A 23,870-nucleotide genomic window follows, 5' to 3' on the forward strand; every position below is an offset into this window, starting at 1 on the left:
AAGAGAAAGAATAGTGGCTAAAGATATGATTTAAGCTATTAAATCTTTAGCTAAAAACTCTAAAAACCCAAGCAGCGTTATAAACTAGATTTCTCATAATAACTTTTTTAATATCAGCACATTTTTTATTTTTTCAAATTGCAGAATATTATGTGTGGTAAAAAACTTGAAAGTGTAAGTAATAAAGAGCATAAATTATCTAGGATATTGCAAAAAAACTATTTAAATTGCTGGATATATAGTTAAATTAAATTTTTAGTATAATCGATAATAGGACGATCACTTGAATAAGGCCAGGGTACCTGGCCTTACTCCTTAATACATTCTTAGATTTAAAAATTCCAAATATCTAAAATTTCAGTTGCACTCTGATCATTTGTACCTAATGTTCCCAATTGAAATATATCTTCAATTGTCTTTAAAGTACTATAATGTGTATATTTAATTGTACTTGTAATACCTGGTTTTACACCTGCTCCAAGAAAAGTCGTATAAATTTTGTTAGCAGCGCTTCCATCGTCTTCATCAAAAGTAATAATAAAGAGTGTATTATCCATGACACTGGCATTATTAAATATCGGACCAAAGGTCTTAGAGAAATAATTATCTGCAAATGCGATGCCGGTGTCATGACCATCATTGTTAATATCTGGCACGTATAAAGAATATGTTGGCAGTTTATCTGCAGCTAAATCTGAGAAGAACTGTTGGCCAGAAACAATTTTGGCACATTCACTAGCATTATTCTGAACATCAACAAAACTAATAAAAGGTTCATGTTTACGGTAGTAAGTTCCACTGACCGCCCCTTGGAAACAATTACCTGGATATGCTTCAGCATAAGCTTTCCAACTTAACCCCTTCTCATTTAATAAGTCACCAAGATGTTTTGCGTTAATATTATGAATACTATCATCAGTAACTCCAAACGTACTACCGCCAATTAGAGCAAGATAATTAGGTTCTGAAGGATGAGTAATTGCTGAGAATTGTGATAAATAGGCCCCTTTAGTAGTTAATGATTTAAAAAATGGTTGGCTCAATACATCGCTTGAATTTGTATTTTCAAAAACAATAACGACAACATGTTTAATGCTATTCCACGAACTAGGACGACCACTATTTACTGGCGTATACACAACTGATACTTTAGTTGTTGAATTAGTGGCAACACTAGTATGAACAGGATTAGCTTGATAGGTGTGAGTACCATTATTTACTGTTGATGAGGTAATTATATAATCACCTATAGGTATTTTTGTTAATTGCCATTGAGTACCCCAAGCTACTGTTTGGTTAAAAGTTTGTCCGCCGCCTTTTACAGTCAATTGAGGATTTGACAGTCCTACTTCGGGTATAGAGGGTAGACTAATTGTCAAATTACCAGTGTTAGCAGAGACCATGGTATACGTCATTGTCAGCAGGGCGGTATTATTAGCGCTTACAGTGGCATTGACTGGACTGGCTTGATAAGTATGATTACCATTACTCACAGTAGAAGATATAACTTTATAAGTGCCGACAGCAAGTTGCTTCAGATCCCAGGACATGCCCCAAGGAACTACTTTAGTGAATGTCTTGCCCATGCCATCAACAGTCAGCTCTGGATTATTCAATCCTGTCTCTGGTGCAGCAGGAATGCTCACTCTAAGATTTCCTACTCTAGCTGTAATGATAGTATATTGAATTTGAGCTTGAGCAGTTTCATTTGCTGTTACAGTGAGATCTACCGAGTTGGCCTGATAAGTATTGGTACCATTCGTGACAGTAGACGAAGTTACCGTATAATTACCAGCGGCAAGATCAGTTAGTTTCCACTGTGAGCCCCAAGCAACGGTTTTATTAAATGTTTTTCCCATACCTTGAACAGTAATTGCAGGATTCGTTAATCCAGCTTCAGGCAGTGCTGGTATGATTACAGTCAAGGTACCTGAGTTCGATGTTGCAAGCGAATATTTAATAGTTACTGCAGACGTTGCGTTGGCTTCTATAGTGACATCAACTGGGTTTGCTTGATAGATATGTTGTTCATTACCTACATTAGAAGAACTAACTGTATATGCACCAGCAACTAAATTACTTACACTCCATACCGTTCCCCAGGCAACAGTATGATTTAATTTTTGGCCCATACCAGTAATCGTAACTTGTGGATTAGCTAAGCCTGCTTCTGGTATAGAAGGCATGGTAATATTCAATTTACCATTTTCATTTGATGACGTACCAGCCGCTTTGAAAACAAAAGGCCCGGTAGGGGCGGATATATCAGGAGGAGCATTAAATTGAATAGTAAGAGGATTATTACAATTTGGATCAGGCTGTAGGGCAGGCGTGTAAGGTGTGCCACCTAGCAATACAACTTGTTTACCTTCTTGGCTTTGTACATGCCAAGCAGCCCACGGTTGCCCCCATATATTCGTTGGCATCTTCACAGCATAACTAAAGTCAAATTCAACATCATTTAGCGGAATAGGGTCAGAGGTAGTGTTACAAATTAAAATAGTTTCTATCCAATTTTCATTTTTGGTGGTTACTTTAACAGGTATAGGTGTCCGTTGGATGGTGGTATGAACCACTTGAGGTTTTGTTAAAGCATTTGCAAATGAGGCGGCAAACAAGCAACATATAAAACTTAGTAAAAATATCCATATTTTTTTCATAAAGAACTGTCTTCCTATAATAGATATATAACCATATATTTAAGTGAAATAGTATTTAATAAAGTTGTAGTATTTTAGTTTGATTATCTCCTTAAGTTTGATGCAAGCAAGCCTTTATGTATTTATGCTTAATCGCGGTAGGTCAATTCATTATCGGTTCTTTAGCAACTTATTATGGACGTAGGCACATTATTATTTCTGCTGCATTTCTTTATTTTATAGGTCTCTACTTTCAGCATTATCTTCATCGATCTCAACGCTTAAATATAAGCGCAAACTTACTTTATATTACAATTAAGAAAAAATACTTTTATCAAGAATTATTTAAATAATTATCAATTATATTTAGCTTAAAGATCGAAATATAATAGGTCAAGACAGCTGTTTCAAATTTACTCTTAAGTCTAATAAATGCGCAAATTTAATAGAAAATAAATTTAATAGGAGTTACTAGCTACTGAGTATTATAGTGTCAAGTTACTTTTCTCAGTTATCCTTTTAAATTCACTAAGATTATAAATATCATTTCCGTCACTTCTAAGGCCACAACCTTTCGTCCCCATACTATAAATCTTTGTATGAGCATCTTTAAACGCCTCTTGCACTAATTGTGCTGTATTACTTTTTTCCCTAGCATACCAAACATTTGCGCCTTCTAAATCGATAAAAGGCGAGGTTTTCTTTTGAGCATGACATGCAAAATACCTTAATACATTAATATTGCCTACTTGATAAGCAGCTAATACTTTTTGTAAAACTAAAATTTTATTACTACGCAGCCCATCTTGATGCCATAATCTAAAAAGTGAATTCCTCTGTATTATTAAATTAGCTAACTGCAATTCAATTTTTTTAATGAGCTCTAAATCTGGTATAAATTTACTTAAACATTTACTTTTTGAAAATTCAATCTTATCTTTTAAATCTTCATCAATACTCAATTCTTGTTGTACATCTGCTGGTTTTCCAGACCGTAAAATCCCCAATTTAGGAAAAAAAACTAACTTACTAGCAGGTATACAATCATTATCTCGAACCCAGCACCCTAGGTCATTACTTAATTTCTGTTGAGCGCTATCACGTATAGCTTGACTAGAAAGAGGATTATTACCTACAAAAAAATCAGTACCCCAAAAAACTCGTATTTGTTCATGAGTAGCTACAAATTGCTTTGCTAAGTAAATTGGATTGTCTTTATCAGTTGCGGCTGTTTCTTTATCATAATGTCTTGCATGACTAAAGAACACATCTAATTTTCCTTCTTCATCTGTGCCTGTTATAGCAAGACACATACAACCCAATAGACCTTCTGTCCAAAGAATATTTATATTTTGATGTTCAATGTCTTTTAAAATTATTCCTGGACCTTTTCCTGGGTGATTACCATCTAAGCCAAGAACTCCTGATACAGCTGTTTCATACCAATCAGTAGAGCCAATATAGCTACTCTCCGTACCTAAATTAACATTCTCTCCCCAATGTCTGCCGCATTGATGCAATTGACTAGTTCTGTTTTGCATAGCAAAATTTTTAATGGCCATAATAAAAAACTATTTTAATAAAATATATAACGTATTAAACCTTGAAATTTTTTTCTTCCAACAATAGATTAAAGATTATTCTCCACTTCTTTAAATTTTTTTGATGTAAGATTAATAGCTGTTTAATAGTAACAATAATACTTAAAATAATGGATAGCTTATGGATATACTAAATGCATAAAATTTTAATCTTAATAGGGTGTTTATTAATGAGTACTAATACTTCCTCAGCAAATAATATAAACAAGCCATACAATAATGCCTATGATTATTCCTTTAATTCATTGGTTGGGCATCAGCCTTTACCCCTCACTCAATTTAAAGGAAAAGTGTTACTCATCGTCAACACAGCTTCAAAATGTGGCTTTACACCTCAATATGCGGGTTTAGAAAAACTCTATCAAGAATATAGAAATAAAGGATTGGTAATCCTTGGCGTGCCTTCAAATGATTTTGGTGGCCAAGAGCCCGGCTCAGAACAAAATATTGCTGATTTTTGTCATATAAACTATGGTGTCTCTTTTCCAATGACAGCTAAAGAAACGGTTTCCGGTAAACAAGCACATCCTTTCTATCGTTGGGCTAAACAAAAACTAGGCTTCGGAAGTTCTCCGAAATGGAACTTTCATAAATATCTTATTAATCGAAAAGGTGAGTTAATTACGTTTTATTACTCAACGACTAAGCCAGACTCTCCAAGACTAATAAAAACCATAGAGAAAGCTCTTAATGAGTAATAAAAATTTCTTAGCCGATATCGAATTTTACCTATAACATAGACTCTTAAGTTTTCTATCTTTAAAGAGATAGCTATGTTATGGATTGCACTTGCTTTATTTTTTTGGTGGCTAATTTATCGGGAAATAAAAAACCCTATACTTAATTTTTATGGATTTAAGCAAGCCGTTTCAATACCTACTAGCAAGGCATATCTTACGCTATTATTTATCCTTGCTCTGGCTTGTTCCTGGCCACCTCTACATCGGTGGTACTTTCAACACCACCTAACTATTATCGCACGCCAGCTATCACAAAATCCTATGGCTAAAGTTCATTGTAATACTTTATTTGATACTCTATTTGATGAAGATGTAGGTGTTGCAGGTCATGCAGAACTTAAAAAAGGATATATTGTTATACAATATCCTAGATGTTCACTACTAATGGACTATATCAAGCATCCTAATCAAGCTTCTATAGAAGAACTTATTAGTCTAAATGTATTAACACATGAAAGCATGCATGTAAGAGGAGAAGATAATGAAGCAAAAACAGAATGCCAAGCAGTGCAAAGAAATTTTCGAACCGCGAGGTTACTTGGTATACCCGAAATGACTGCTAAAAGAAACGCTATAGATTACTATAAACAAGTTTACTTAAAGCGTCATGATAGTTATTTTTCAGCAGATTGTGCTCCAGGAAAAGCATTAGATGAACAACTTATTGATTCAACCTGGCTTGATTATTAATATTTTTAATACAAGTTTTCAAAAATTAGTATGATGATTACTAAAATAATTCAGAAAAATTAGAGCAAATTTATTTTTAAGTACCGGTTTATTTAGATAGCTTTATACACTACCTTCGTTTGAATATATTCTTGACAGATTCAAGTGCTCGTCGAATTTTTTGTTCTGGCCGTGCTCTATAGGAGGTCTTCTTGAAAAAATAATCCTCTCCTTCAGGAGATTGCGGAGAGAAAAAATAGTTAAACACGCAACACCGAGGTGCATCACATAGCACTTTATTTACAGCATGCCAAGATATCCGATTTGTTTCCATCACAAATAATCGATTAAAGAGATTAGGGATAGTTATGCAATTTTTGATTGAGCTATCCCACAGCTCAAGATTGCCACCATTTTCAAGCTGCCAATTAGGAGATACATAATAAAGTACATTTACCGTTCGATAATTTTTTCCATGCACATCATGCGAAAGATCTAAATGAGGATTAATATAATATCCTTTAAGTAACGTGCTAATACCACCAGCATATTCTGTTGGATCAGGAATTTGCTTTTTAATCCCAGTTATTTCTTCAATCACAGCAACAACTCTGGGGTCTTGAATTGCAAAATTAATATCTTGCAATAGACTAGGAACTTCTCGTAAATGGCTATATTTTAATTTTAAGTTTCTATAAATACTTAAAAGATGCATTTGGCTTGGTTTAGGGAAGCTTGCATATATTTTTTCAGCAATTTCAGTTGGAAGAAGATTATCTAGTATAAAGTAGCGAGCAACTTTTATAGTATGCTCAAGAGAAAACTGCTGTCTTAAATCCTCTTTATTTTCATTTAACCTATCTACGATTAGATCTGTTAATTGATTTTTCATATTAGTTGTCATTTTAAGTTTTTGTATTTTTTGTTTATTAAAATAATAGTCTATTTTTAAAAGGCGTTAAGTTATAGAGGCTAGGCTTAGATTTACATCATGCATGAGACTATTTCAAGTTCATTTTTATTAATTTACATTCTTTTAACAAGACTAACTAAGTCTCATTAATACTGTAATTTAGTAGTGTAATTAACTAATTGGTAGCACACTTAGTGTTAATGAATAAACCATATGTAAATTAGTAGAGCTATGTTAATAATAGACTATTATAAATTCTAATTTGTATTTTAAGAAAAATGAATCTAACTTTAAATTAAGCTCTGGAGAAATTTATTTAATAAGGGAGTATTAAAATGACCCATAATAAAGATTTTAAAAATGAATCGCAAGATGCTCGGCGTAAAGATGAACACAACCGTGTGCATCCTGACGCAGCCCATGATAAAGCAGAGAAATTAAACAAAAATGTAAATAAGTCTTCGAAATTACAAAATAAGTCCAGGAAGAGTTAGAAGCGCTGTAATAAAAAAACTTAATCTTAGTTCTTAGATAAATTATGTAATCATCTTTAAATATAAATAAGGCAGCTTATATTATAGCTGCCTTTAAAAGTTAACTATAATTTTTTAGCCAATGACTCCTGAGCAACTTACTTTGATTTTGTTATTTTGATCATTAAAAGCGCTACAAATTCCAGGATTAGTATCATTGTTCACTGTCATACCTACTATAGAACCTTGACCATTTATCCAACTAGGTAATGTCCATGAAATATTACCAGTCGCCGGTATATTTAATGTTCCCATCCAAACTTGCACATTACTCCAATTTCCTTGAATCAGAGGCCATGATAATGTGATATTCGATAACGGAAAATTGCTATTTAATGTCATTTGAATATTACAGCCAGTTGGCCAAGAAGCTGGTTCTTGTACGGAAACAGTACAGGATGTACCAGGAGAACTAGTAAATTTATAGTTTAAATTTACTGGCACATAAGTATCTGCAACTAAAACCACGCTTGGTGAACTTGCAAGTTGGCATTGGCCGCCTACAACATCAAACGGTTTATCTGAGATAGTATACGTGTTTAAAGGTGCTCCAACTGAAAGCTCCACAGGCGTTGCGCTTAACGTATATAAAACAGAAGTCACGACATTATTGTTGGCTAAAAATAAAAGCGTGTCTTTACCGCCTAAGCATTCAGCATCGCCTGCTACGATGGCAGTAATACCTTGTGCTTTTGGAGGAGCGCTTACAGGCACTTTTGTCAATTTTATTACCTCTACCACATCAATGCCAGGTTGAAGAGGTACTGAGCTATTCGGCACTATAGCGGGCATGGCCTCGCAACTTATCGCGTTATTAGATAGCTTAACTGAAGTAGATAATAGGCTTATAGAACTTGCTATTTGTATTTCTAAAGGAACGCCAGCAGCGGTTAAAGTAAGAGGCGTTGTCGTTCCAATATTGACATTAACACTTGCTAAAGCCTTTAAGCATTCAGGATCAGATTGTGGGTCTAGAATAAGATAAAGCGAACGAGCGTCACTAGAGCTAGTTGTATAACTCGCCGTAGGTATAGTTTGTGCTATAGGCAACGTACTTTGCGTAGGATTATATCCTGTTACTTTAACAGGTTGATTATAAGCACTAGTTAACGCGTAGCTAACTGGTGACACACCAACAGCTTTTGGTAATACGACGTTAAAAAATGCCGATGGCGAAGCAGAAGAAAAATTCTTTTGCTTATTAACCGTGTAAAAGATGGTACAGGTTGTTGTATTATTAAAGAGATTTGGATTTGGAGAAGCATTCAAATAATTGTTTAGAAAACATCCTTGCGTTTGAGCAGAAATATTTCCGCTAGCATTCTTGCTATTATCTGGAACAAACAAAGCTTGCAAATTAGCATTAATTGACCTGCTAGTTGTACTGGTAAATTGTAAAGGTATCTGTACCCTGGCAGAGTATAAGGTACTTAAATTAATATCATTTGCCACTAATGTATAGCTGATTAACTTTAATCCTGCTGGAAAACTAATGCTTGCTGAATGAATAGAAACATCATTTACTTTTCTTAAAGTTAAATCATTAGAAACATCATTGATCGCATGGGCAAATACAAAGAAAGATGATGAAGTGGGTAAATTTCTATAAGTACATTTTGTGTTAGTGCAAGTAGTTGGCTCCCAACTGTATCCATCCGTAGAAATCAAAACAGGACGCAAATAATTAGCTTGCGTAGCATCTAAGCTAACTTCTGGAGGAAGTAATTTATTAAAGTTTATTACCAATGTCCCATTTCCTTTTGGTGCTGGCAATATGGTCATATTCTGTGCTTGAGAGCCCGATTTAACAGTAGAGCCTCCTTGGTAAAAGAAATAATAACCATCTACAACTTTACCAAGCGTATTATCTGCAAAGAAAAGATTAAATTGATAAATTGCTCCATGATTGGCCGGGTAGCCTAAATAATCAAATAGTCTTATTTGATATAAAGGATTAGAGGAAGGCCCAGAATCGATTAAGGAGTTGATAGGTTCAATTTGCCACAGTTGGCCATTATTGCTTGTTGATGACCAAGTAACATTATTATCTCCTGCCAACACATGAGAATTTATCCATGTTGGACTGCCTATACCACCAATATTATACTGAACATTTGATACACCATTTTCAGCATTTAAAATAGCGATATAACTCCAATAAGGTGACGCTTCACCAAACCAGGCTAGCCAGATATCTTTTAATGAGGCAGGTGCATTAGTATTAGAATAGTAAGGGTTTTTAATAAATGACCACTCAAGGTAATAATTAGCATTGATAACTGCACTATCAACGTCAATGTGCGCTTCATCATCACGACACCAACCATTATTATCCTCGCAACTATCAAATACATAAGCTTGTAGCACTTGCCCAGAATAATTAAGCGGAACTGCGGGGCAAAATTTGCTTATCCCTGTTGAAGTGGTTCGATCATTACAAAATTGTGTATCAAAATTAGCTTGCACCCAACGCCCACAATTTAACCCATTGTTATATAATCCTAAATAAGCTGGATATAATCCAGGAATAACACGATGATAAGGCGTATACGGATAAGCAATATTGTTAGGCGCGGTACTTTGTGTTAAATATCCTTTGACTTGTCCTTCTGGATTATCCCAAAAAGGTGCAAGGGGGTTAAAACCCATGATCTGACTGTATACATTTAATGCAATGTAATTATTACCTAAATTAGGGCTAGCATTTTGATACATATATTGCATGAGTGTTGAACTTATACCACAACCAGCCATGCCGCCTGTATTAGCAAATTGCGTATTTACTACACGGCCTGTGCCTTTCTCTGAATATTCTAAAGTGAGCGTTTTATCACTCAAAATAAAATTATTAGGTATATTTTTTTGTGCACTTGACATCAAATTATGTAGCTTAAAATAACCTGCATAAGATTGATTAACTAAAGAAAATGAAACAATAATTTTTAGAATAATAATAAGAAATTTGCTTTGATTATTACACATTTCCATTGCTTATAAATCCTTGTATAGTTAGACTTTCACGAGGTTGGTTGAAATTTAAATCACTTACTCTATCTAACATCTTGCTATAAATCAATTTCACATCAAAATAGCTTCTCTATAGTAAAAATAGAGAAAAGGAGAAACCGATTTTATTAATCCACTATTAGTTTCATCTTAGATTAGTTTTTGTAATCACTAATTAAGGTAAATTTCAAAGAGATAGCATCGCGATAGGCGCTATTAGTTCCTGTTATTTGATTAATTCTTGATACAATATTGCTAAATTTATCCTTAATAAAGGCATGTGAATAACCAATATCCATAGTCAAATAGTCATTAAACTTATATCCTACAGAGGAGCCAATAATAAAACTATCACCCGTTGTTATACGATACTTTGAATTTCCTGGTGACTGTAAATAATTTCCTGCTACTCGCAAAATAAATTTTGAAGAAAAAGATCTAATTGCGCCTAATGTCACAATAAAACTATCGTGAAAATGGTAGGGGACATTGGCAGCAGGAATTATGACAGACTTACTACCTATTCTAGTTGCAAGGTTATTGAGCGTTATCGTTTTAAAAATATGCCAATTTATTAGTTGAACCGTACCAATAAAACGAACATCTTGACTAATTGCATGACTTAAAGTCAAAACACTTTTTGCAGGTGTCCAGAAATTAAAGTGATAATGAGGAGAAACTAGAGGAGGGGGACCTAAAAAATAGCTTTTACCATAAAATTGATAGGGCATAACACTTCTATAATTAAATCCAATTAAAGTTGATTTAAAAAAATTGCTCATAAAACCAACATTAAAACCAAATTGCTGCGCCTTGCTAACATTATGACTTTGGCTATCAGGCATATCACTGTTAGGAAATCCAATAATCGGGTCTGAAACAAACCTAGCCGAAGAGTAATTTAATCCACCGCCAATAAAGAAATGCTCTTTTATTTTAAAGCCAATACTGGTTAAGTAATCAATATTTTTAATATGATTATTTGCCTGTATATAACGCAAAACGGAGGGCTCGTCATTATCTGAGCTAAAGTTATCAACTAATGTTGCAAAGCCAAGTCGCAGGCTATTTTTAATAGGTATAACAAAATAAAGAGAGGGAAGCTTATAATCTGTATGCTCTCTTGCAATGCCAGATTGAATAGTTTTATTTACTATCGTCTGCCCTCTAAAGGTTTGATGAGATATTGCTTTAGTTCCTAGAGCAACTAGCTCTGGCTTTTTTAAAAGAAACATTGCCGCTGGATTATGATAAGTAGATGTCGCATCATTAACTACAGCAGTCCCCATAGTAGCTTCGATAAATGATGCGTGTAGTGAAAAAGAAATTAGAAAGCTAAAAGTAAGAATTATATACTTCTTCATAACATCCATATTAAAACTTGAAAGTGTTTTTCGCTCACAACTTTATCTTTGAATCAGCACAAGGGTCAAGTTAAACTATAGGCGGTAATTGAGATAATTATAGATAGCAAATGTTGGTACAACCTTAATTAATAGATAATAATCGATTATTAGATTAAAGGTTTTTTTGTAAAGGGGTACTTAGGTAACTTAAATTGTTTAATAATAACTCTATTTTTAAAAAGAATTTAGTTTGCATAGAAGCCATATTATGGAATAATTATTGACTACTTATAATAATATTTGTCTGTTTTATGAGAATAAAGGCAATTTTACTAATTTTGATATTTTTTCCTGCTACTTTATTTGCTAGCACTATAACTTGTCCCTTACTAAACGGAATCAATGTAAATACCAGAGAGCAAATTTTAAATATTTGTAAAAAAGGTACCGTCATTAAATCTTTTAAAGTGGCTTTAGGATATAAGGGAGTCGGTAAAAAACAGGCAGGTGATAATAAAACGCCACTTGGTTTATATGGGCTAGCTTATCCAAGAAAATCTAATCAATTTAAAATTTTTATTCCAATTCTTTATCCAACTCCAAAACAAGTTGCTGCAGGGTATACGGGTAGAGATGTAGGGATTCATGGACCAGCTCAATTATCTAGTAGGTTTAATTGGTTAAATAATTTACCAAGCTCAACGCTTGGATGTATTGCTGTTGGCAAAAATAACTACATTGAATATTTGGCTAATTGGATAAAGGCCAACCCTGGGACTAAGGTTTTAATTGTTTAATTTTAGACAAAATTTGATACGATATATTTTTAAAGAGAATGGGCTTATTACGCCAATTATGAGTCAAGCCTAAAGAGAAGTGAAATTGCCAGCAACGTTACTATATTAAGTCTAAATAAAATGACACTAGATAGGTCAGTTAAAAAACAAAATTATAATGAAATTAAACAAGAGTGGGAAAGCCTCCAATCATTAGGTATAAAAATTCGATTTAAGTTAATGCGAACATTAGCACATAATATTTGCGAACTGTTTAAAAAAAATATTACTGAATTGCATCAGCTAGAATTTTATATAGATGTATTAAAGCAAGTCAATCTAATACATGATGTTCCTCGTTTTAAACGTACTTTATCAAAAATGATAGCAAAATGGTTAGATTTGAAAGGTTTTACAAGCGCTAAAATCAGCAAAAAAAAATCAGGAACAATAAATACTGAAACTAGCACTGTTGCTATTGGCGATCCTTACTATTTAACTAATATAATTAAGGCCTACAATCATTACTCTGAAAAGAATATCCTAGCTTTAATTAATGAAGCACAATCATATGTCTTCAGTACAGGTTATGATGGTCTACTGAATATTCAAATTAGAATAATTAATTCAGTTGAGCCTGTTTTGTTGGATAAAGAATATAAATACATTTGGAATGCTACCGAAATTGGCATTATTAGCATTCCTACAGGAACTCTAGCTGTTGCCGATCCATGTTTTCTAGATGTAAAAAATAACCGACTGTGCATTAACATTGAGCCTGGTAATTATAAAGTATGTGTATATCTTATTCAGTCTAAAATAGAAAGTTTTTATATTGTACTATGCAAAACTGACCAAGAAGCAAAAAATTATTTTTCAAAATTACCTGAGTTTAATTAATATTAGGTGCATTCTTAATGCTTATAGGTCAAGTCAACTACCGCTTATAGAAAAACATGGCGATCAGTGCGTTTTACAGTTTTTAAAGTTCGTTTTTAATATCTTAAAAAGCCTATGATTTAGGTGGTATAAATTCATGCTCTTTTAATAAAAACTTACACTTTCTAACCATAAAATAGGCTCTAACATTAGCTAAGTAGATAGGCTCTCCCTCTTTAACTTCAGTTATATTGGTTTGCCTTATTTCAGACCCATCAATGATAATAACCATGCCTGAGCCAACACATTCTGCCTCATTACCTTGCCGGATTAGTACGGCGCTGTCTTCGCCTAACCCTATTCCTAATTTCTCTGGATTTAATAAAATAGCATGTGCTAGACGGCTAAATCGTCCTCTCTTGATAAAATGGGTATCGACTATAGCCTCAGGTAACAAACTAAACCCGGACGAAATAGCTAAATTTTCATGAAGTAAAGCTTCTGTCTGTCCACCTGAGGCTATCATGACTGAGGGTATAACCATCGCACCTGCACTCGTTCCGGCTATAATGAAATTTTTAGTGTTAAAATATTTTTCTTTGATTGTTTTAATGAGAGTTGTACCCCCTAAAAGGGTTGCATGATAAAATTGATCACCGCCTGTAAAAAAAACAACCCCAGCCTTTTCTATTTTCTGTAAGTGTTTTTTATTTTCTGCCTCCTCACGATTTTCAAAAAACATAAAGTCAATGGTTTTAAAACCCATTTTCTTAAAAGCGTTAGTATAGTTTTTTCTCGTTTCTTTATGTAAATCTTTACCAGAAGTAATAAACACGATGTGTTTAGAAGGGGTTACTTTTAATATTTCTTTAAATATTTCGTAAGGATTAAAATTGGATTCGTCTTCTTCAATAGAAGGTGCTTCATCAACTCTCTGCTCAGCTCCACCAATTAATAATATTATTCCTTTAGGCTTCATGTTATTCCTTTTATTAAAATAAATAGTTAATCATTTATTAAGGGCTATTTAACTTTATTGAAATCAATTATAGTAGGTTTGCAGAATTTTCTTTGACTATTTCTTAAGCATTTGGTGTTAATACTCCTAGTTACAGTAAGCATCACAGGGCTAGAAATGAAAAAAGAAACCTCTTAGCTAGTTTATTTAGGTCGGGCCTATAGCCATAGCCCGACACGTGCTTAACCTTTGTATTTTCAGCTTAAAAATTAAAATAATTTCTATCATAACAATATAAAGTAACTCTCTTATTTCTTATCAAGACCTTAGTCGTAATTGGCGATATTTTATGAACTTTTATTTTTTTAATTTTTTTGACAGTACAAACTTGTTCTGTTTCGCCAACAGTTAGGAAATAAAACCCATTTACGGGCGTAATAGTTTGCGGTAAATAATACACACCGTCACGAAGCTCCACTGTCGAGAACGTAGGAGCCGTAGTAAGGCCGGTAATGCTAACTCTATCATCAACAACTTGTACATTATTATCTACTGGAGTAATTACCTGCACATTTGGATTAACCGTTGTATCTACTACTTGAGTATCAGCAGGTGTAGTTACGGAAGTTGTAGTGCCATCAACGTTAGTAGTAGTGGATTGAATAGTAGTAGTGGTGGGCTCAACAATGGTAGTAGTAGGCGTGGTTACGGAGGTTGTAGAGCCATCAATATCGGTAGTAGTCGATTGAACAGTAGTTCCAGTCGTGGGATCAACGGTTGTAGTAGTGGTGCTTGCAGCAAAAGCCACACTAGTACTTAACAGGGTTATTCCTACAATATATCCTTTATTCATTCCATTCTCCTTTATTTTCAGGAACTATACTATATTAGTATAAATCAAATACTGTCTGTTTACCTAACAATATAATCTGCTCAAAATTCTACACGTAAGAAGAAAGATATTCCCCTAACTTTACTAACATTCCTCTTAAAGTTAGTTTGCTCTAATAAAAAGCCGGGTGAGTTATTTTTCGTTGTGAAAAATAACTCTTTATAGCATGTAACGTTTCAGCAATATACTCAAATTGTATACTGGATATTCCACTATTAACTGTCATTCGTAGCAATGTTTCTTTGGGAGGAGTAGCAGGTTGAAAAAAAGGAGAAAGGTATATATTTTTTTTATCAAACTGCATTCGTAAAGAACGGCAATCCTTTTCTTCTCCACAAAAAACACTAACAATAGGTGAGCGAATATCCTGGCTATAAATTTTGTATTTTTCTTTAATGCATAACTGCCTTAAACTTGTACTCAATGATCTTAGTTTGTTTCTTAATACATCTCCTTCCGATGAAATTATCAAATTTAACATTGCCTCAATTCTGGCAATGTCATAATTAGGTATAGCCGAGCTAAAAATCATCGAGGTTGATTTTTCTTTCATAAAAAGAATAAAATCGTCACTTCCGCAAACTATTCCGGCACGAGTACAAAAAGATTTTGATAAACTTGCCGTAATACAGTCTACTTCTGCTGTTAGATTAAGGTGCGATACAAGGCCGGAACCTTTATCTCCAAATAACCCTAAGCTATGCGATTCATCTACTACTAAAAAACAATTATGAGCTTTTTTTATTTGGACTATCCGCTCAATCGGAGCAATAGTTCCTTGCGCACTATAAATAGAATCAATAAAGATGGGACCTGCTCCATATTTTAAAATTTTATTTTCCAAATCGGTGACATTATTATGACGAAAGGGAACTACTTTTGCTCTAGTGAGGCGCAAGCCAAACCATAATGAAGCATGTGCTCTTTGATCAATGTATACCGTCGTATTAATGTCTGTGAGCGCCTCAACTACACTAATATTAGCGCAGAGGCCTGACTGTAATATACATCCCTTCGCTTTTCCAAGATACTCAGCAAGCCTGTGCTCTAGATTAAATTGATAGCTTCCTACACTTAGAAATACTCCAGACATCATAATATTATTTTTTTGAGTATTAATTGAATTTATCTGAGCTTCAATTACCTTGGGATGGAAGGCAAGCGCCAGATAATCATTATGATTTAAAAGAATTGTTTTGCTATTTGGTTTTGGCTGGGTTAGAAGATAATCAATAATCCCTTTTTTTTCTTTCGTGCGTGTATTTTTGTAATGACTAAATAATTTATCTAACTGTTTTTTATAAGACTCTACATCTACCATTTTTTATTACTAATTTGAGACTAATTGTATTAATTATAGACAATATATTGAGAATAAGTAGTAATTTTAATTATAAAGAGATACTCAGTTATACATCTATACTCTTTTATGTAATTGAAGTTACAAAAATTTTTTATTGGTCAATAATGCCTTTATTATTAAAATTAGGAAAAACTAATAATTTAAAATGTATAATCGATGATAAACAATCTTTTACAATTATTGCTCTTAAACCTACAATCAATTTTAGCCAATCAATTAGTTGGATTATGCGTAGGTGGCTCAGTTGCAACTAATTATTTTAACGAAAAAACAAGCGATATTGATTGTTACGTAATAACTGAAAACGCATTGCCTAAGAATATAATTCAACAACTTAAAAACATGCATAAACAATTATATTTAAGTCAAATTCCTTATGCACAAAAAATTGAAGCCTCTTATATTCCCAAGCCCTTACTGATGAATTTTAACCCCAAAGAGACAAGGCCCTACTTTAACGAAGGAAAACTGTACATAGCCGCATATAATAACAATTTTATCATTGAGTTATATATTTTGCGGGAACAAGGAATTACAATTTTTGGCCCTAAGATAAAACAATTAATAAAAGAAATCACAAGCAATGATTTACAGTTTGCTATTAAACATAATTTAATTGAATACTGGCAACCTATGCTAGCTGATGTAGAAAAGCTAAATAGACATGACTATCAAGTATTTGCTATTTTAACGATGTGCAGGACGCTTTACACTTTAGAAGTGAACAAGATATCTTCAAAACCAGATTCCGCAAACTGGGCAATAAAAAATACTTCAGGCCCTTGGCAGGAGCTGATTAAAAAAGCGCTTAGTTGGCAGCCAGAGCATTCGTTTAATTACTTAGAAGAAACAAAACACTTTATAAACTATGTCTTGAATAAAAGTAAGAATAAGTTTAACTAAATTCTAAAATTATTAGGTGTTCATCGTACTAAATCTGATAATATTGTTTCCTATATAGCAGATTAAGTTTGAGTGGTTAAAGCCTTAATAATTACTTAAGGCCTGCTTTTCTATACTCAGCTTCTTGTAATCTTGTTGCAAACTCTTCGTCTGTTTCACCATTATCGGCTTCAACTGCATCAATTAGTGAAATATCAATTGGATTTTCAATATGATTAAATAACCCTAGTTTTTTGACGCGATTAATTAGTTCTTTTAAATTATCGCCGTATACTTGAGCTTTTTGTTCTATACCTTGGGAGGAAACCGTAATATTAACAACGTGTTGTTCTTCAACTGTTAGCTCTTCACTTGATTCATAAAATTCATTTAAAGTCGATTTATTTAGTACATTCTCAGGAACTTCTTCAAAGTCTTGAATTGTAAGCTGTGTTTCAAGTAATTCCCATAAAATTTCAGAATGCGTAAGGGCTTCATAATGTTCATCTACTTCTTTGCGATAAGCATTAATGACATGTGTACCACATTCATAGTCATTATCTTCTGGTTGCAGTTCACTAGTTTCTAGAAGAATGTCTACCTCTTTTTCCCCTGTCAAATGAGTCAGCAACACTTTACTCTCAGTTAACATTGATTCTTGCCGTGGCGTTAAACTCTCAATATCGTCAAGTAAAGCGATAGGTTGAGAGTCGTGTAAAGTCCAGCTGCCCTCATCTCTTAGAAGATAAAACCAATGCCCGTCATGGGTAACAGGTAGAAAAATATTAACCTTTTGCTGAAGTAGTTTTTTTAATTCCTCATCTTGTGCCTCAGATGACTGCGTTAGCGAAAAAGGTTGAGATACCTTAAGTTCTTCTGATATAAAGTCAGGATTTTTTAAAAGATCAGACATATCCTCAATGGTTAGTAGCGTTTGAGGATTAACAACATGATTGTTTTTATGATATTGATCGGCAACACTTAGATAAGCGCTAGCATGGAGCTGCCTGAATTCATAGTCTGCTTTTTCTTTTTCTTCTTGGAATCTACTTTTCCAGCGTTGTAATTTTTCTTTAGGAGGCGATTCAGAGAAAGAGATATATTTAATTAACTTATTAAAGAGAGCAACTGCCTTATCTGAACGGAAAGAGCCAATGTCTAAAAAATAAATATCCTCAGCAACACAAAAATCAAGGATTTTATCTTTATTGTTTTGCCAGGAAGTTTTATTTTCAGGTAGTACAAGGTTTTCTAAAAGATCATAATCTTCATCTAGTTTATTTCTTTGTGATAATGATAAAGGCATATCAAGTCTGCAATTAATATTACTATAGATAAATTATCGCACAATAAAATTAAGAAAAAATGAAGAAAAGTTAAAATTATTAAGGAAATAGCCACGCCACCCAATTAACCTTAAAGAAAATTTGATTGATTTACTTAAAATCTAACATAATTTGGCATCCTCTTTCGGAAAAATATAATCGTTGTAATTCTATTATTATCACTTCTAAGTTATTAATTAACCTAATGGGGATCATTGTTTGGTATAAGAAAAGTTGGCTTAGATTTTAGAATGTATATGTACAATATTAGAGCAATGAAGAAAAAAGCAATGAAAATAGTACTAAATCCCCATAAGTTATTATTATAAAAAGTGGCTGTTAATAAGCTTGATAAGACAGCAATTAAAGGGAGACTAACCCCGAATATAGCAGCAATCATCGCCTTATTTAAATTAATAGATAAAATACTGGCAGCTAAGATATTGCTAGTCAAAGAGAACCCATATAGGTAAGTTGAGATAGCTAATAAAAAATAAGAAAGAGTAAAGTATTGAGTAAAAATATTCATCGCTAAAAAAATTAAAACACTAATAAACATAATTACTACACCTAAGTGAGAGAATTTTTTCTGTCGTTGAGGTGTCATGAGTAAGCTAAGGGTTAGACCACCAGCTACAAAAAATAAGAATGGGAAAATCTGAGTAATACCAAAATATTTTATAGGAATCTTTAATTGACCCATAATAATAAAAGGAGCTGTTGTAATATAAGCAACCACAGAGCCATAGAAGCTAATGAAAAGTATTATTAGCTTCCAAAGATAGGGATGACCAAAAGAAGGCTGATAAAAGCTTTTCCAGGTAGTTTTTGTGTAGCCATCCTTGTTTCTAGGTAAAAAATAATAGAGACCACTGGCACAAATAATGCCTAAAATCAACAATAAAGCAAAAGAGCTACGCCAACCCCATTCACTAATTAGAAAACTACCGACTAGTGGTCCTAACAACGGCGTTAAAGCGTCAGAAATATAAATCCAAGTGATAAACCTTAATCGCGCTAAAGAACTATAATTGGGATCTTGAACTATGGCTAAGCTTGCAATGGCTGCGCTTGCAACCGCGGCTCCTTGTCCGAAACGAAAAGTCAATAAAGAATAAATATTCCAAGCAAGACCACAACCTGCGGTAGCTAAAATAAATAATATGCTTCCTCCAATCATTAGTTTCCTAGGTCCATATCTATTGGCTAATATTCCAAAATAGGGCTGAGGTAAAGCAGCTCCTAAGAACCACATAGATACAGTCAACTGACTCATAAACTCAGACGTATAAAAACTTTTTGCTATAGTAATTAAACCCGGCAAATAAATGTCGTTTGAAAGGCTTCCGGTAAAATTAAAAAAAACAACCAATAATGGACAATATATGTAAAATGCTTTTTCTGTAGAATTTATGGGATTCTCCTAAGCGAGCTCATATTCATTTCATGGCAAAATATTTTTTTAAATCAAATTCAATAAATTCATTTTTGTAAGCAGCCGTTTTTCTTAAAGAATAAGCAACCCATGCTTTTCGTTCACTACTATTGAATAAAGCAGTTATAAAAGTAATGTCATTGCCCACTTTTTTAGCAACCTCTATTCCTTGTTCTTTTTGAAAATCCGATTTATATTTATCAATAAGGTTATAAAAATCTTTCATAAAAAGATCTTTCGGTAAGTTATCTATTCGCCTATCTACCATATCAGTCCAATACACTAAACCATCTATAGGTCGATAAAATACAATATCTTTTGGGTATTGAATTAAATCTAGATTAGGCATTTGATCATAACGATAACTTTCTAATAAACTTGGGCCCATAAATACTAATTGCAATGAATCTTTAGTTTGTAGGGGGTCTGAAATAATAACAAAATGTGCCGTTGCAGGTGGTGTTTGCTTAATTATTTCAATAGCTTCTAGGGCAGTTCGGGCTTTACTAAGGACCTGCTGAATAAGTGGTTTAAGAGGTATACCTTTAAAACTAAATCGTGTAGGAAAAGGAGCGCGACTTTGACTGATAACGACACCATGCTCATTAATACCGGTCAGTACGCCCCCAGGTAGGTTGGAAATAAAGTCAAAAGACGCATACGGGTAATCGATTGAAGAGCCTTGCTCATCTTGCGGAATACGAATCACTGCAGTAGGAATATAGCGCATATTGAAATTTTTGTAATAATCTAAATCTCGCATTTGGAAAGTATTCGTTTTAGAAAAAGGAGGTTGGGCTGCGAATAAAGTGCATTCTTGTTCACCAATTTCAATAAGAACGGTAAATTTTTCTAAGATTTGGTTGTCTGGTAAAGGATGGCCGGCTTCTTTACATCCTTCATAAAAGCCTAAAAGTTCTTCTTTACATTCACTAGGAAAGAAAGGCAGAAAAGCTTCTGGCGCTTTTTCTATGTCTTTATCTATAGTTTTTTCTTTTTTAAGAAATAAAGCAATTTTTCTTCTAAGGCTTATATAGGTAGATACCAGTTCCTCTACGAAGAGCTTACCAAGAGTTTTTCCGAGTAAAAAACCAATATCATAATAGGTTCCTCCTACAACAATAAGATAAGATTCACGATTATCAGCCGTAAAAGTTTCACAATTAATGAATTTTTTAGGAGAAGTTTTTAATGACTCTTTATTCATTTTATTAATTCCTTTTAAAAATTCATAAACCTACAGGTTAAATAACGTGTTAGCGCTGTAATTGTAAGGCATGAATTAGCAGCATCTTGTGAGGGCCATATTGCTGAATCCATGCAATAAAGATTTTCATAATTCCAAAATCGACCCTTATCATTAACGACACTATGCTTAGGATGACTACCCATTAATAATCCTCCACGTTCATGATAGCTGGAGCCAGGGGGTTGAAACTCAATTTTTTCTAAAGACCCATTGAGACTTTTTGCTATCTTTTTAGCAGAGTCATGCATTTCTTTCATAGTATTGTGATCAGTAATTGTATGATTATAATACACTTTATAACCAGGCTCCTCGCTGTGTAGCGTTACTTTATTTTCTTGAATTATTTCTGCTACACCAAAACCATAAAGTAAAAGGTAGGATTGATTTTTAATCCAGTCAAGCCAGATGGTCGCATGATTATTATCATACCAAGTTTGGTTTAAGGGCCCATGAATTTCAAATAGATAGGGCTTTTCTCGTTGGGCTGGTACATGAAGATAAACTGGCTCCGTTAAAGGCGTACTTAAACGAATTAATCCCTTACAGAATAAGTGCTCACTTAAATATTGACCCGTTAAGAAAGCAGGGGTTTCTAATAAGCTATGAAGCACTAATTGGTTGGAACGCATTGCACCACAGGCTAAAATATAATGTCTTGCTTTAATAAGACATTTTTCACCATTAACCATATTTTTAACCTCAATGCCTTTTATTCTTTTATTTTGATGCTGAATTTTTAAAGCCTTAGCATCGCAAGCTAGATGAATTCCAGTTTGATTAAGATTCACTGTGTATTGGGAATGGGCGAGAATAGTATGGATACTACTGTAAATCATATTAGGTAGCGTGGAGGGATTACCATTATCTTCTAAGGCTAATGAGGCAGGCTCAATAGTTAGACCTTGTTCTTGAGAGCTCTTAATTAACTCACTCTGAGTTTGATTGGCAAAAAAGTTTTTATTTATATGTAGGAAATCCTCAGCCCAGCAATAACAATCTTGCAATAAATCCTTTTCTATCGGCCATTTATTAAACTCTTCCTCTCTAAAGCGCGGAGAATGCCCGCCCCAAAATAGGGTTTTACCACCAGCAACAGTCCATACTTGTTCTCGGTTTAAGCGCTGTGTATTGTCCTGCCATAAAGCTTGGCTAGAGCTTTTTTCAGAAAGTTTTTTAATTAAAGGCGGATTATATCTTAAAGAAAGTGAACCAACATGCTCTGTTAATAATAAAGGACCAGCTTCAATAATAAGTATATTTAGATTTTTTTCAGCTAAACTTATCGCCGCTGCACCACCACAAGCGCCTGAGCCAACAATAATTATATCAAATGTAATAGCAGTGCAATCTTCAATATCAAGGGTTAACACTTCTTTCAGTGAGAGAGTCAAGTGATTTCCTTAGCTATTTTCTCAAAAGCCGCTACGATATCGTTTTCATCTTGTTCAGTTAAATTAGACGCAATAGCTAATTTTAAACTTCGGGCAGCCAAATCATCGCAAGAAGGAAGGGCGCCATGTTGATAAGAAATATCTTTTGCAAATTGATTATCTGGATGACTCCAGGGAAAACCATCTGCTGTATTAGATGTTTTATTAACCAAGCCTGGTGTATTGTAATACCAATAAAAATCAACATCTCCTAATACAACACAGGCAACACTGCCGGGAGGGCCGTCGATTCCTTCTTCTTTTAAACGCCTAACATAAAAGCGACATATTTCTTCACTGGGAAAAGAAATTATTAAGAAAGCGCCACTGTCGCCACTAGCATCAAAAACAGTGCGGAAGGTATATCCAGGAAGGTGCTTAATGTTTTCTAAAATGCGATATTTAGAATGATGCATTGCGCTTACGATTTTTTGTAATTTAGCTAACTGAATCAAGGCCACAGCTCCAGTTAACTCTGACATTCTTGCACCAATTCCCCATAGTTGAATTTGCGGATTTGTAGTATCAAGGCGTCCATTGGCATTACGCGCATAACCTAAATCATGAATTGCAAAACACCTATCGTATAAGTTTTTGTCATCACAAACTAACATACCTCCTTCACCAGAAGTCATGTTTTTATTTAATTGAAAACTATAAATAGCAATATCACCGAAGAAGCCAGCCGGTTTATTGTCTAATGTAGCGCCCACAGCTTGTGCACAATCTTCTAAGACATATAAATTATTTTTTTTAGCAATATCCATAATAGGTTGAATATTGCCCATTGCTCCACTCATATGAATATATAAGATGACTTTACTGCGAATATTAATTTTCTGCAGGAGATCACTTTCTGACATACAAAAGGACTCATCAATATCAACGAGCCTAGGAATGGCACCTGTTCTAACAATTGCGCTAATGCAGCTAACCCATAAATAACCAGGAACTAACACTTCATCACCAGGTCCTATTTTAAAGGCACTAAGAGCAATATAGAGGGCGGCAGTACCACTATTAACCGCCAGAGCATGTTCCCGGTGAGTTAGTTTTTTAAATTCTTTTTCTAAATTATCAACCTTATTTAGTAAGTTTTCACCATAAAAGCGAAATAAACTTTTAGAGTAGAGTACTTCAAGTGTTGCATTTATCTCTTCTTCGTCAATGTAGTGGGCCCCTGGTAATTCCCAAGGCAGAGGTTGATTGCGAATTGGTTTGTTCCTTTTCATTT

Annotated in this window: 20 protein-coding genes; 7 read left to right on the plus strand and 13 right to left on the minus strand. The window is 33.8% G+C overall.

Annotated elements, in window-relative coordinates:
• Positions 1-332 precede the first annotated feature (332 nt).
• The gene (locus ACNVED_RS14915) at positions 333-2,660 is read right to left on the minus strand and encodes an alkaline phosphatase family protein (RefSeq protein WP_419421351.1); all 2,328 of its coding nucleotides are present in this window, start codon (positions 2,658-2,660) and stop codon (positions 333-335) included.
• A 116-nt stretch (positions 2,661-2,776) separates the two neighbouring features.
• On the opposite strand from ACNVED_RS14915, the gene ACNVED_RS14920 reads away from it, so the two are divergent.
• A complete protein-coding gene (locus tag ACNVED_RS14920) occupies positions 2,777-2,992 on the plus strand; it encodes an MFS transporter (RefSeq protein ID WP_419421352.1) in 216 nt (71 codons plus the stop codon).
• A 132-nt stretch (positions 2,993-3,124) separates the two neighbouring features.
• Here the strand turns inward: ACNVED_RS14920 and ACNVED_RS14925 are convergent, their stop codons facing one another.
• Positions 3,125-4,201, minus strand: a complete 1,077-nt coding sequence (locus tag ACNVED_RS14925; protein WP_419421353.1) for a hypothetical protein — start codon at positions 4,199-4,201, stop codon at positions 3,125-3,127.
• A gap of 209 nt (positions 4,202-4,410) precedes the next feature.
• Between ACNVED_RS14925 and ACNVED_RS14930 the strand changes: the two genes are divergently transcribed.
• Positions 4,411-4,938, plus strand: coding sequence for a glutathione peroxidase (locus ACNVED_RS14930; RefSeq protein WP_419421354.1), 528 nt, complete (start codon positions 4,411-4,413; stop codon positions 4,936-4,938).
• Between the two features lie 75 nt (positions 4,939-5,013).
• Positions 5,014-5,670: a hypothetical protein gene (locus ACNVED_RS14935; protein WP_419421355.1), complete on the plus strand. Its 657-nt coding sequence runs from the start codon at positions 5,014-5,016 to the stop codon at positions 5,668-5,670.
• A 109-nt stretch (positions 5,671-5,779) separates the two neighbouring features.
• On the opposite strand, the gene ACNVED_RS14940 is transcribed toward ACNVED_RS14935, so the two are convergent.
• Entirely contained in the window at positions 5,780-6,541 is a 762-nt protein-coding gene (locus tag ACNVED_RS14940) for a 2OG-Fe(II) oxygenase (RefSeq protein ID WP_419421356.1), read from the minus strand.
• Positions 6,542-6,897: 356 nt separating this feature from the next.
• Between ACNVED_RS14940 and ACNVED_RS14945 the strand changes: the two genes are divergently transcribed.
• Positions 6,898-7,056, plus strand: a complete 159-nt coding sequence (locus ACNVED_RS14945) for a hypothetical protein (protein WP_419421357.1) — start codon at positions 6,898-6,900, stop codon at positions 7,054-7,056.
• Positions 7,057-7,170: 114 nt separating this feature from the next.
• Here the strand turns inward: ACNVED_RS14945 and ACNVED_RS14950 are convergent, their stop codons facing one another.
• Positions 7,171-10,083: a hypothetical protein gene (locus ACNVED_RS14950; protein WP_419421358.1), complete on the minus strand. Its 2,913-nt coding sequence runs from the start codon at positions 10,081-10,083 to the stop codon at positions 7,171-7,173.
• A 173-nt stretch (positions 10,084-10,256) separates the two neighbouring features.
• Positions 10,257-11,465 (minus strand): OmpP1/FadL family transporter, encoded by a 1,209-nt coding sequence (locus ACNVED_RS14955; protein ID WP_419421359.1) that lies wholly within the window; start codon positions 11,463-11,465, stop codon positions 10,257-10,259.
• A gap of 293 nt (positions 11,466-11,758) precedes the next feature.
• On the opposite strand from ACNVED_RS14955, the gene ACNVED_RS14960 reads away from it, so the two are divergent.
• Together ACNVED_RS14960 and ACNVED_RS14965 are read left to right on the plus strand one after the other, a co-directional pair.
• Complete coding sequence (locus ACNVED_RS14960; RefSeq protein WP_419421360.1) at positions 11,759-12,244, plus strand: L,D-transpeptidase family protein; 486 nt, start codon at positions 11,759-11,761, stop codon at positions 12,242-12,244.
• A 120-nt stretch (positions 12,245-12,364) separates the two neighbouring features.
• Complete coding sequence (locus ACNVED_RS14965) at positions 12,365-13,123, plus strand: hypothetical protein (RefSeq protein ID WP_419421361.1); 759 nt, start codon at positions 12,365-12,367, stop codon at positions 13,121-13,123.
• 112 nt (positions 13,124-13,235) lie between these two features.
• Here ACNVED_RS14965 and ACNVED_RS14970 read toward each other — a convergent pair whose 3' ends face one another.
• From ACNVED_RS14970 to ACNVED_RS14980, 3 genes are all read right to left on the minus strand, one after another.
• Entirely contained in the window at positions 13,236-14,081 is an 846-nt protein-coding gene (locus tag ACNVED_RS14970; RefSeq protein WP_419421362.1) for a cyanophycinase, read from the minus strand.
• Positions 14,082-14,322: 241 nt separating this feature from the next.
• Positions 14,323-14,913, minus strand: coding sequence for a hypothetical protein (locus ACNVED_RS14975; RefSeq protein ID WP_419421363.1), 591 nt, complete (start codon positions 14,911-14,913; stop codon positions 14,323-14,325).
• Positions 14,914-15,064: 151 nt separating this feature from the next.
• Positions 15,065-16,273, minus strand: a complete 1,209-nt coding sequence (locus tag ACNVED_RS14980; RefSeq protein ID WP_419421364.1) for an aminotransferase class I/II-fold pyridoxal phosphate-dependent enzyme — start codon at positions 16,271-16,273, stop codon at positions 15,065-15,067.
• A 198-nt stretch (positions 16,274-16,471) separates the two neighbouring features.
• On the opposite strand from ACNVED_RS14980, the gene ACNVED_RS14985 reads away from it, so the two are divergent.
• Positions 16,472-17,218 carry an aminoglycoside adenylyltransferase domain-containing protein gene (locus ACNVED_RS14985; RefSeq protein WP_419421365.1) on the plus strand — a complete coding sequence of 249 codons (747 nt, stop codon included), beginning with the start codon at positions 16,472-16,474 and terminating at the stop codon, positions 17,216-17,218.
• A gap of 91 nt (positions 17,219-17,309) precedes the next feature.
• Here ACNVED_RS14985 and ACNVED_RS14990 read toward each other — a convergent pair whose 3' ends face one another.
• The 5 genes from ACNVED_RS14990 to ACNVED_RS15010 all read right to left on the minus strand — a co-directional run bounded on the left by ACNVED_RS14990 (position 17,310) and on the right by ACNVED_RS15010 (position 23,868).
• Positions 17,310-18,503, minus strand: coding sequence for a hypothetical protein (locus tag ACNVED_RS14990; RefSeq protein WP_419421366.1), 1,194 nt, complete (start codon positions 18,501-18,503; stop codon positions 17,310-17,312).
• Positions 18,504-18,724: 221 nt separating this feature from the next.
• On the minus strand, positions 18,725-19,894 hold the full coding sequence (locus tag ACNVED_RS14995; RefSeq protein WP_419421367.1) for an MFS transporter: 1,170 nt from the start codon (positions 19,892-19,894) through the stop codon (positions 18,725-18,727).
• Positions 19,895-19,961: 67 nt separating this feature from the next.
• Positions 19,962-21,164 carry a hypothetical protein gene (locus tag ACNVED_RS15000; RefSeq protein WP_419421368.1) on the minus strand — a complete coding sequence of 401 codons (1,203 nt, stop codon included), beginning with the start codon at positions 21,162-21,164 and terminating at the stop codon, positions 19,962-19,964.
• Positions 21,165-21,178: 14 nt separating this feature from the next.
• Entirely contained in the window at positions 21,179-22,597 is a 1,419-nt protein-coding gene (locus tag ACNVED_RS15005; RefSeq protein WP_419421369.1) for a GMC oxidoreductase, read from the minus strand.
• The gene (locus tag ACNVED_RS15010) at positions 22,594-23,868 is read right to left on the minus strand and encodes a DegT/DnrJ/EryC1/StrS family aminotransferase (protein ID WP_419421370.1); all 1,275 of its coding nucleotides are present in this window, start codon (positions 23,866-23,868) and stop codon (positions 22,594-22,596) included. The genes ACNVED_RS15005 and ACNVED_RS15010 overlap by 4 nt, the downstream gene beginning before the upstream one ends.
• Between the last annotated feature and the right edge of the window lie 2 nt (positions 23,869-23,870).

Origin of the sequence: Legionella sp. D16C41, assembly GCF_048541585.1 — a bacterium.
Lineage (GTDB): Bacteria > Pseudomonadota > Gammaproteobacteria > Legionellales > Legionellaceae > Legionella_C.

Coding starts and splice junctions, on each gene's coding strand:
- ACNVED_RS14915 (WP_419421351.1), bottom strand. CDS start 2,660: ATGAAAAAAATATGGATATTTTTACTAAGTTTTATATGTTGCTTGTTT.
- ACNVED_RS14920 (WP_419421352.1), top strand. CDS start 2,777: ATGTATTTATGCTTAATCGCGGTAGGTCAATTCATTATCGGTTCTTTA.
- ACNVED_RS14960 (WP_419421360.1), top strand. CDS start 11,759: ATGAGAATAAAGGCAATTTTACTAATTTTGATATTTTTTCCTGCTACT.
- ACNVED_RS14985 (WP_419421365.1), top strand. CDS start 16,472: ATGATAAACAATCTTTTACAATTATTGCTCTTAAACCTACAATCAATT.
- ACNVED_RS14935 (WP_419421355.1), top strand. CDS start 5,014: ATGTTATGGATTGCACTTGCTTTATTTTTTTGGTGGCTAATTTATCGG.
- ACNVED_RS14970 (WP_419421362.1), bottom strand. CDS start 14,081: ATGAAGCCTAAAGGAATAATATTATTAATTGGTGGAGCTGAGCAGAGA.
- ACNVED_RS14955 (WP_419421359.1), bottom strand. CDS start 11,465: ATGAAGAAGTATATAATTCTTACTTTTAGCTTTCTAATTTCTTTTTCA.
- ACNVED_RS14965 (WP_419421361.1), top strand. CDS start 12,365: ATGACACTAGATAGGTCAGTTAAAAAACAAAATTATAATGAAATTAAA.
- ACNVED_RS14925 (WP_419421353.1), bottom strand. CDS start 4,201: ATGGCCATTAAAAATTTTGCTATGCAAAACAGAACTAGTCAATTGCAT.
- ACNVED_RS14990 (WP_419421366.1), bottom strand. CDS start 18,503: ATGCCTTTATCATTATCACAAAGAAATAAACTAGATGAAGATTATGAT.
- ACNVED_RS14950 (WP_419421358.1), bottom strand. CDS start 10,083: ATGGAAATGTGTAATAATCAAAGCAAATTTCTTATTATTATTCTAAAA.
- ACNVED_RS15000 (WP_419421368.1), bottom strand. CDS start 21,164: ATGAATAAAGAGTCATTAAAAACTTCTCCTAAAAAATTCATTAATTGT.
- ACNVED_RS14930 (WP_419421354.1), top strand. CDS start 4,411: ATGAGTACTAATACTTCCTCAGCAAATAATATAAACAAGCCATACAAT.
- ACNVED_RS14980 (WP_419421364.1), bottom strand. CDS start 16,273: ATGGTAGATGTAGAGTCTTATAAAAAACAGTTAGATAAATTATTTAGT.
- ACNVED_RS14975 (WP_419421363.1), bottom strand. CDS start 14,913: ATGAATAAAGGATATATTGTAGGAATAACCCTGTTAAGTACTAGTGTG.
- ACNVED_RS14945 (WP_419421357.1), top strand. CDS start 6,898: ATGACCCATAATAAAGATTTTAAAAATGAATCGCAAGATGCTCGGCGT.
- ACNVED_RS15010 (WP_419421370.1), bottom strand. CDS start 23,868: ATGAAAAGGAACAAACCAATTCGCAATCAACCTCTGCCTTGGGAATTA.
- ACNVED_RS14940 (WP_419421356.1), bottom strand. CDS start 6,541: ATGAAAAATCAATTAACAGATCTAATCGTAGATAGGTTAAATGAAAAT.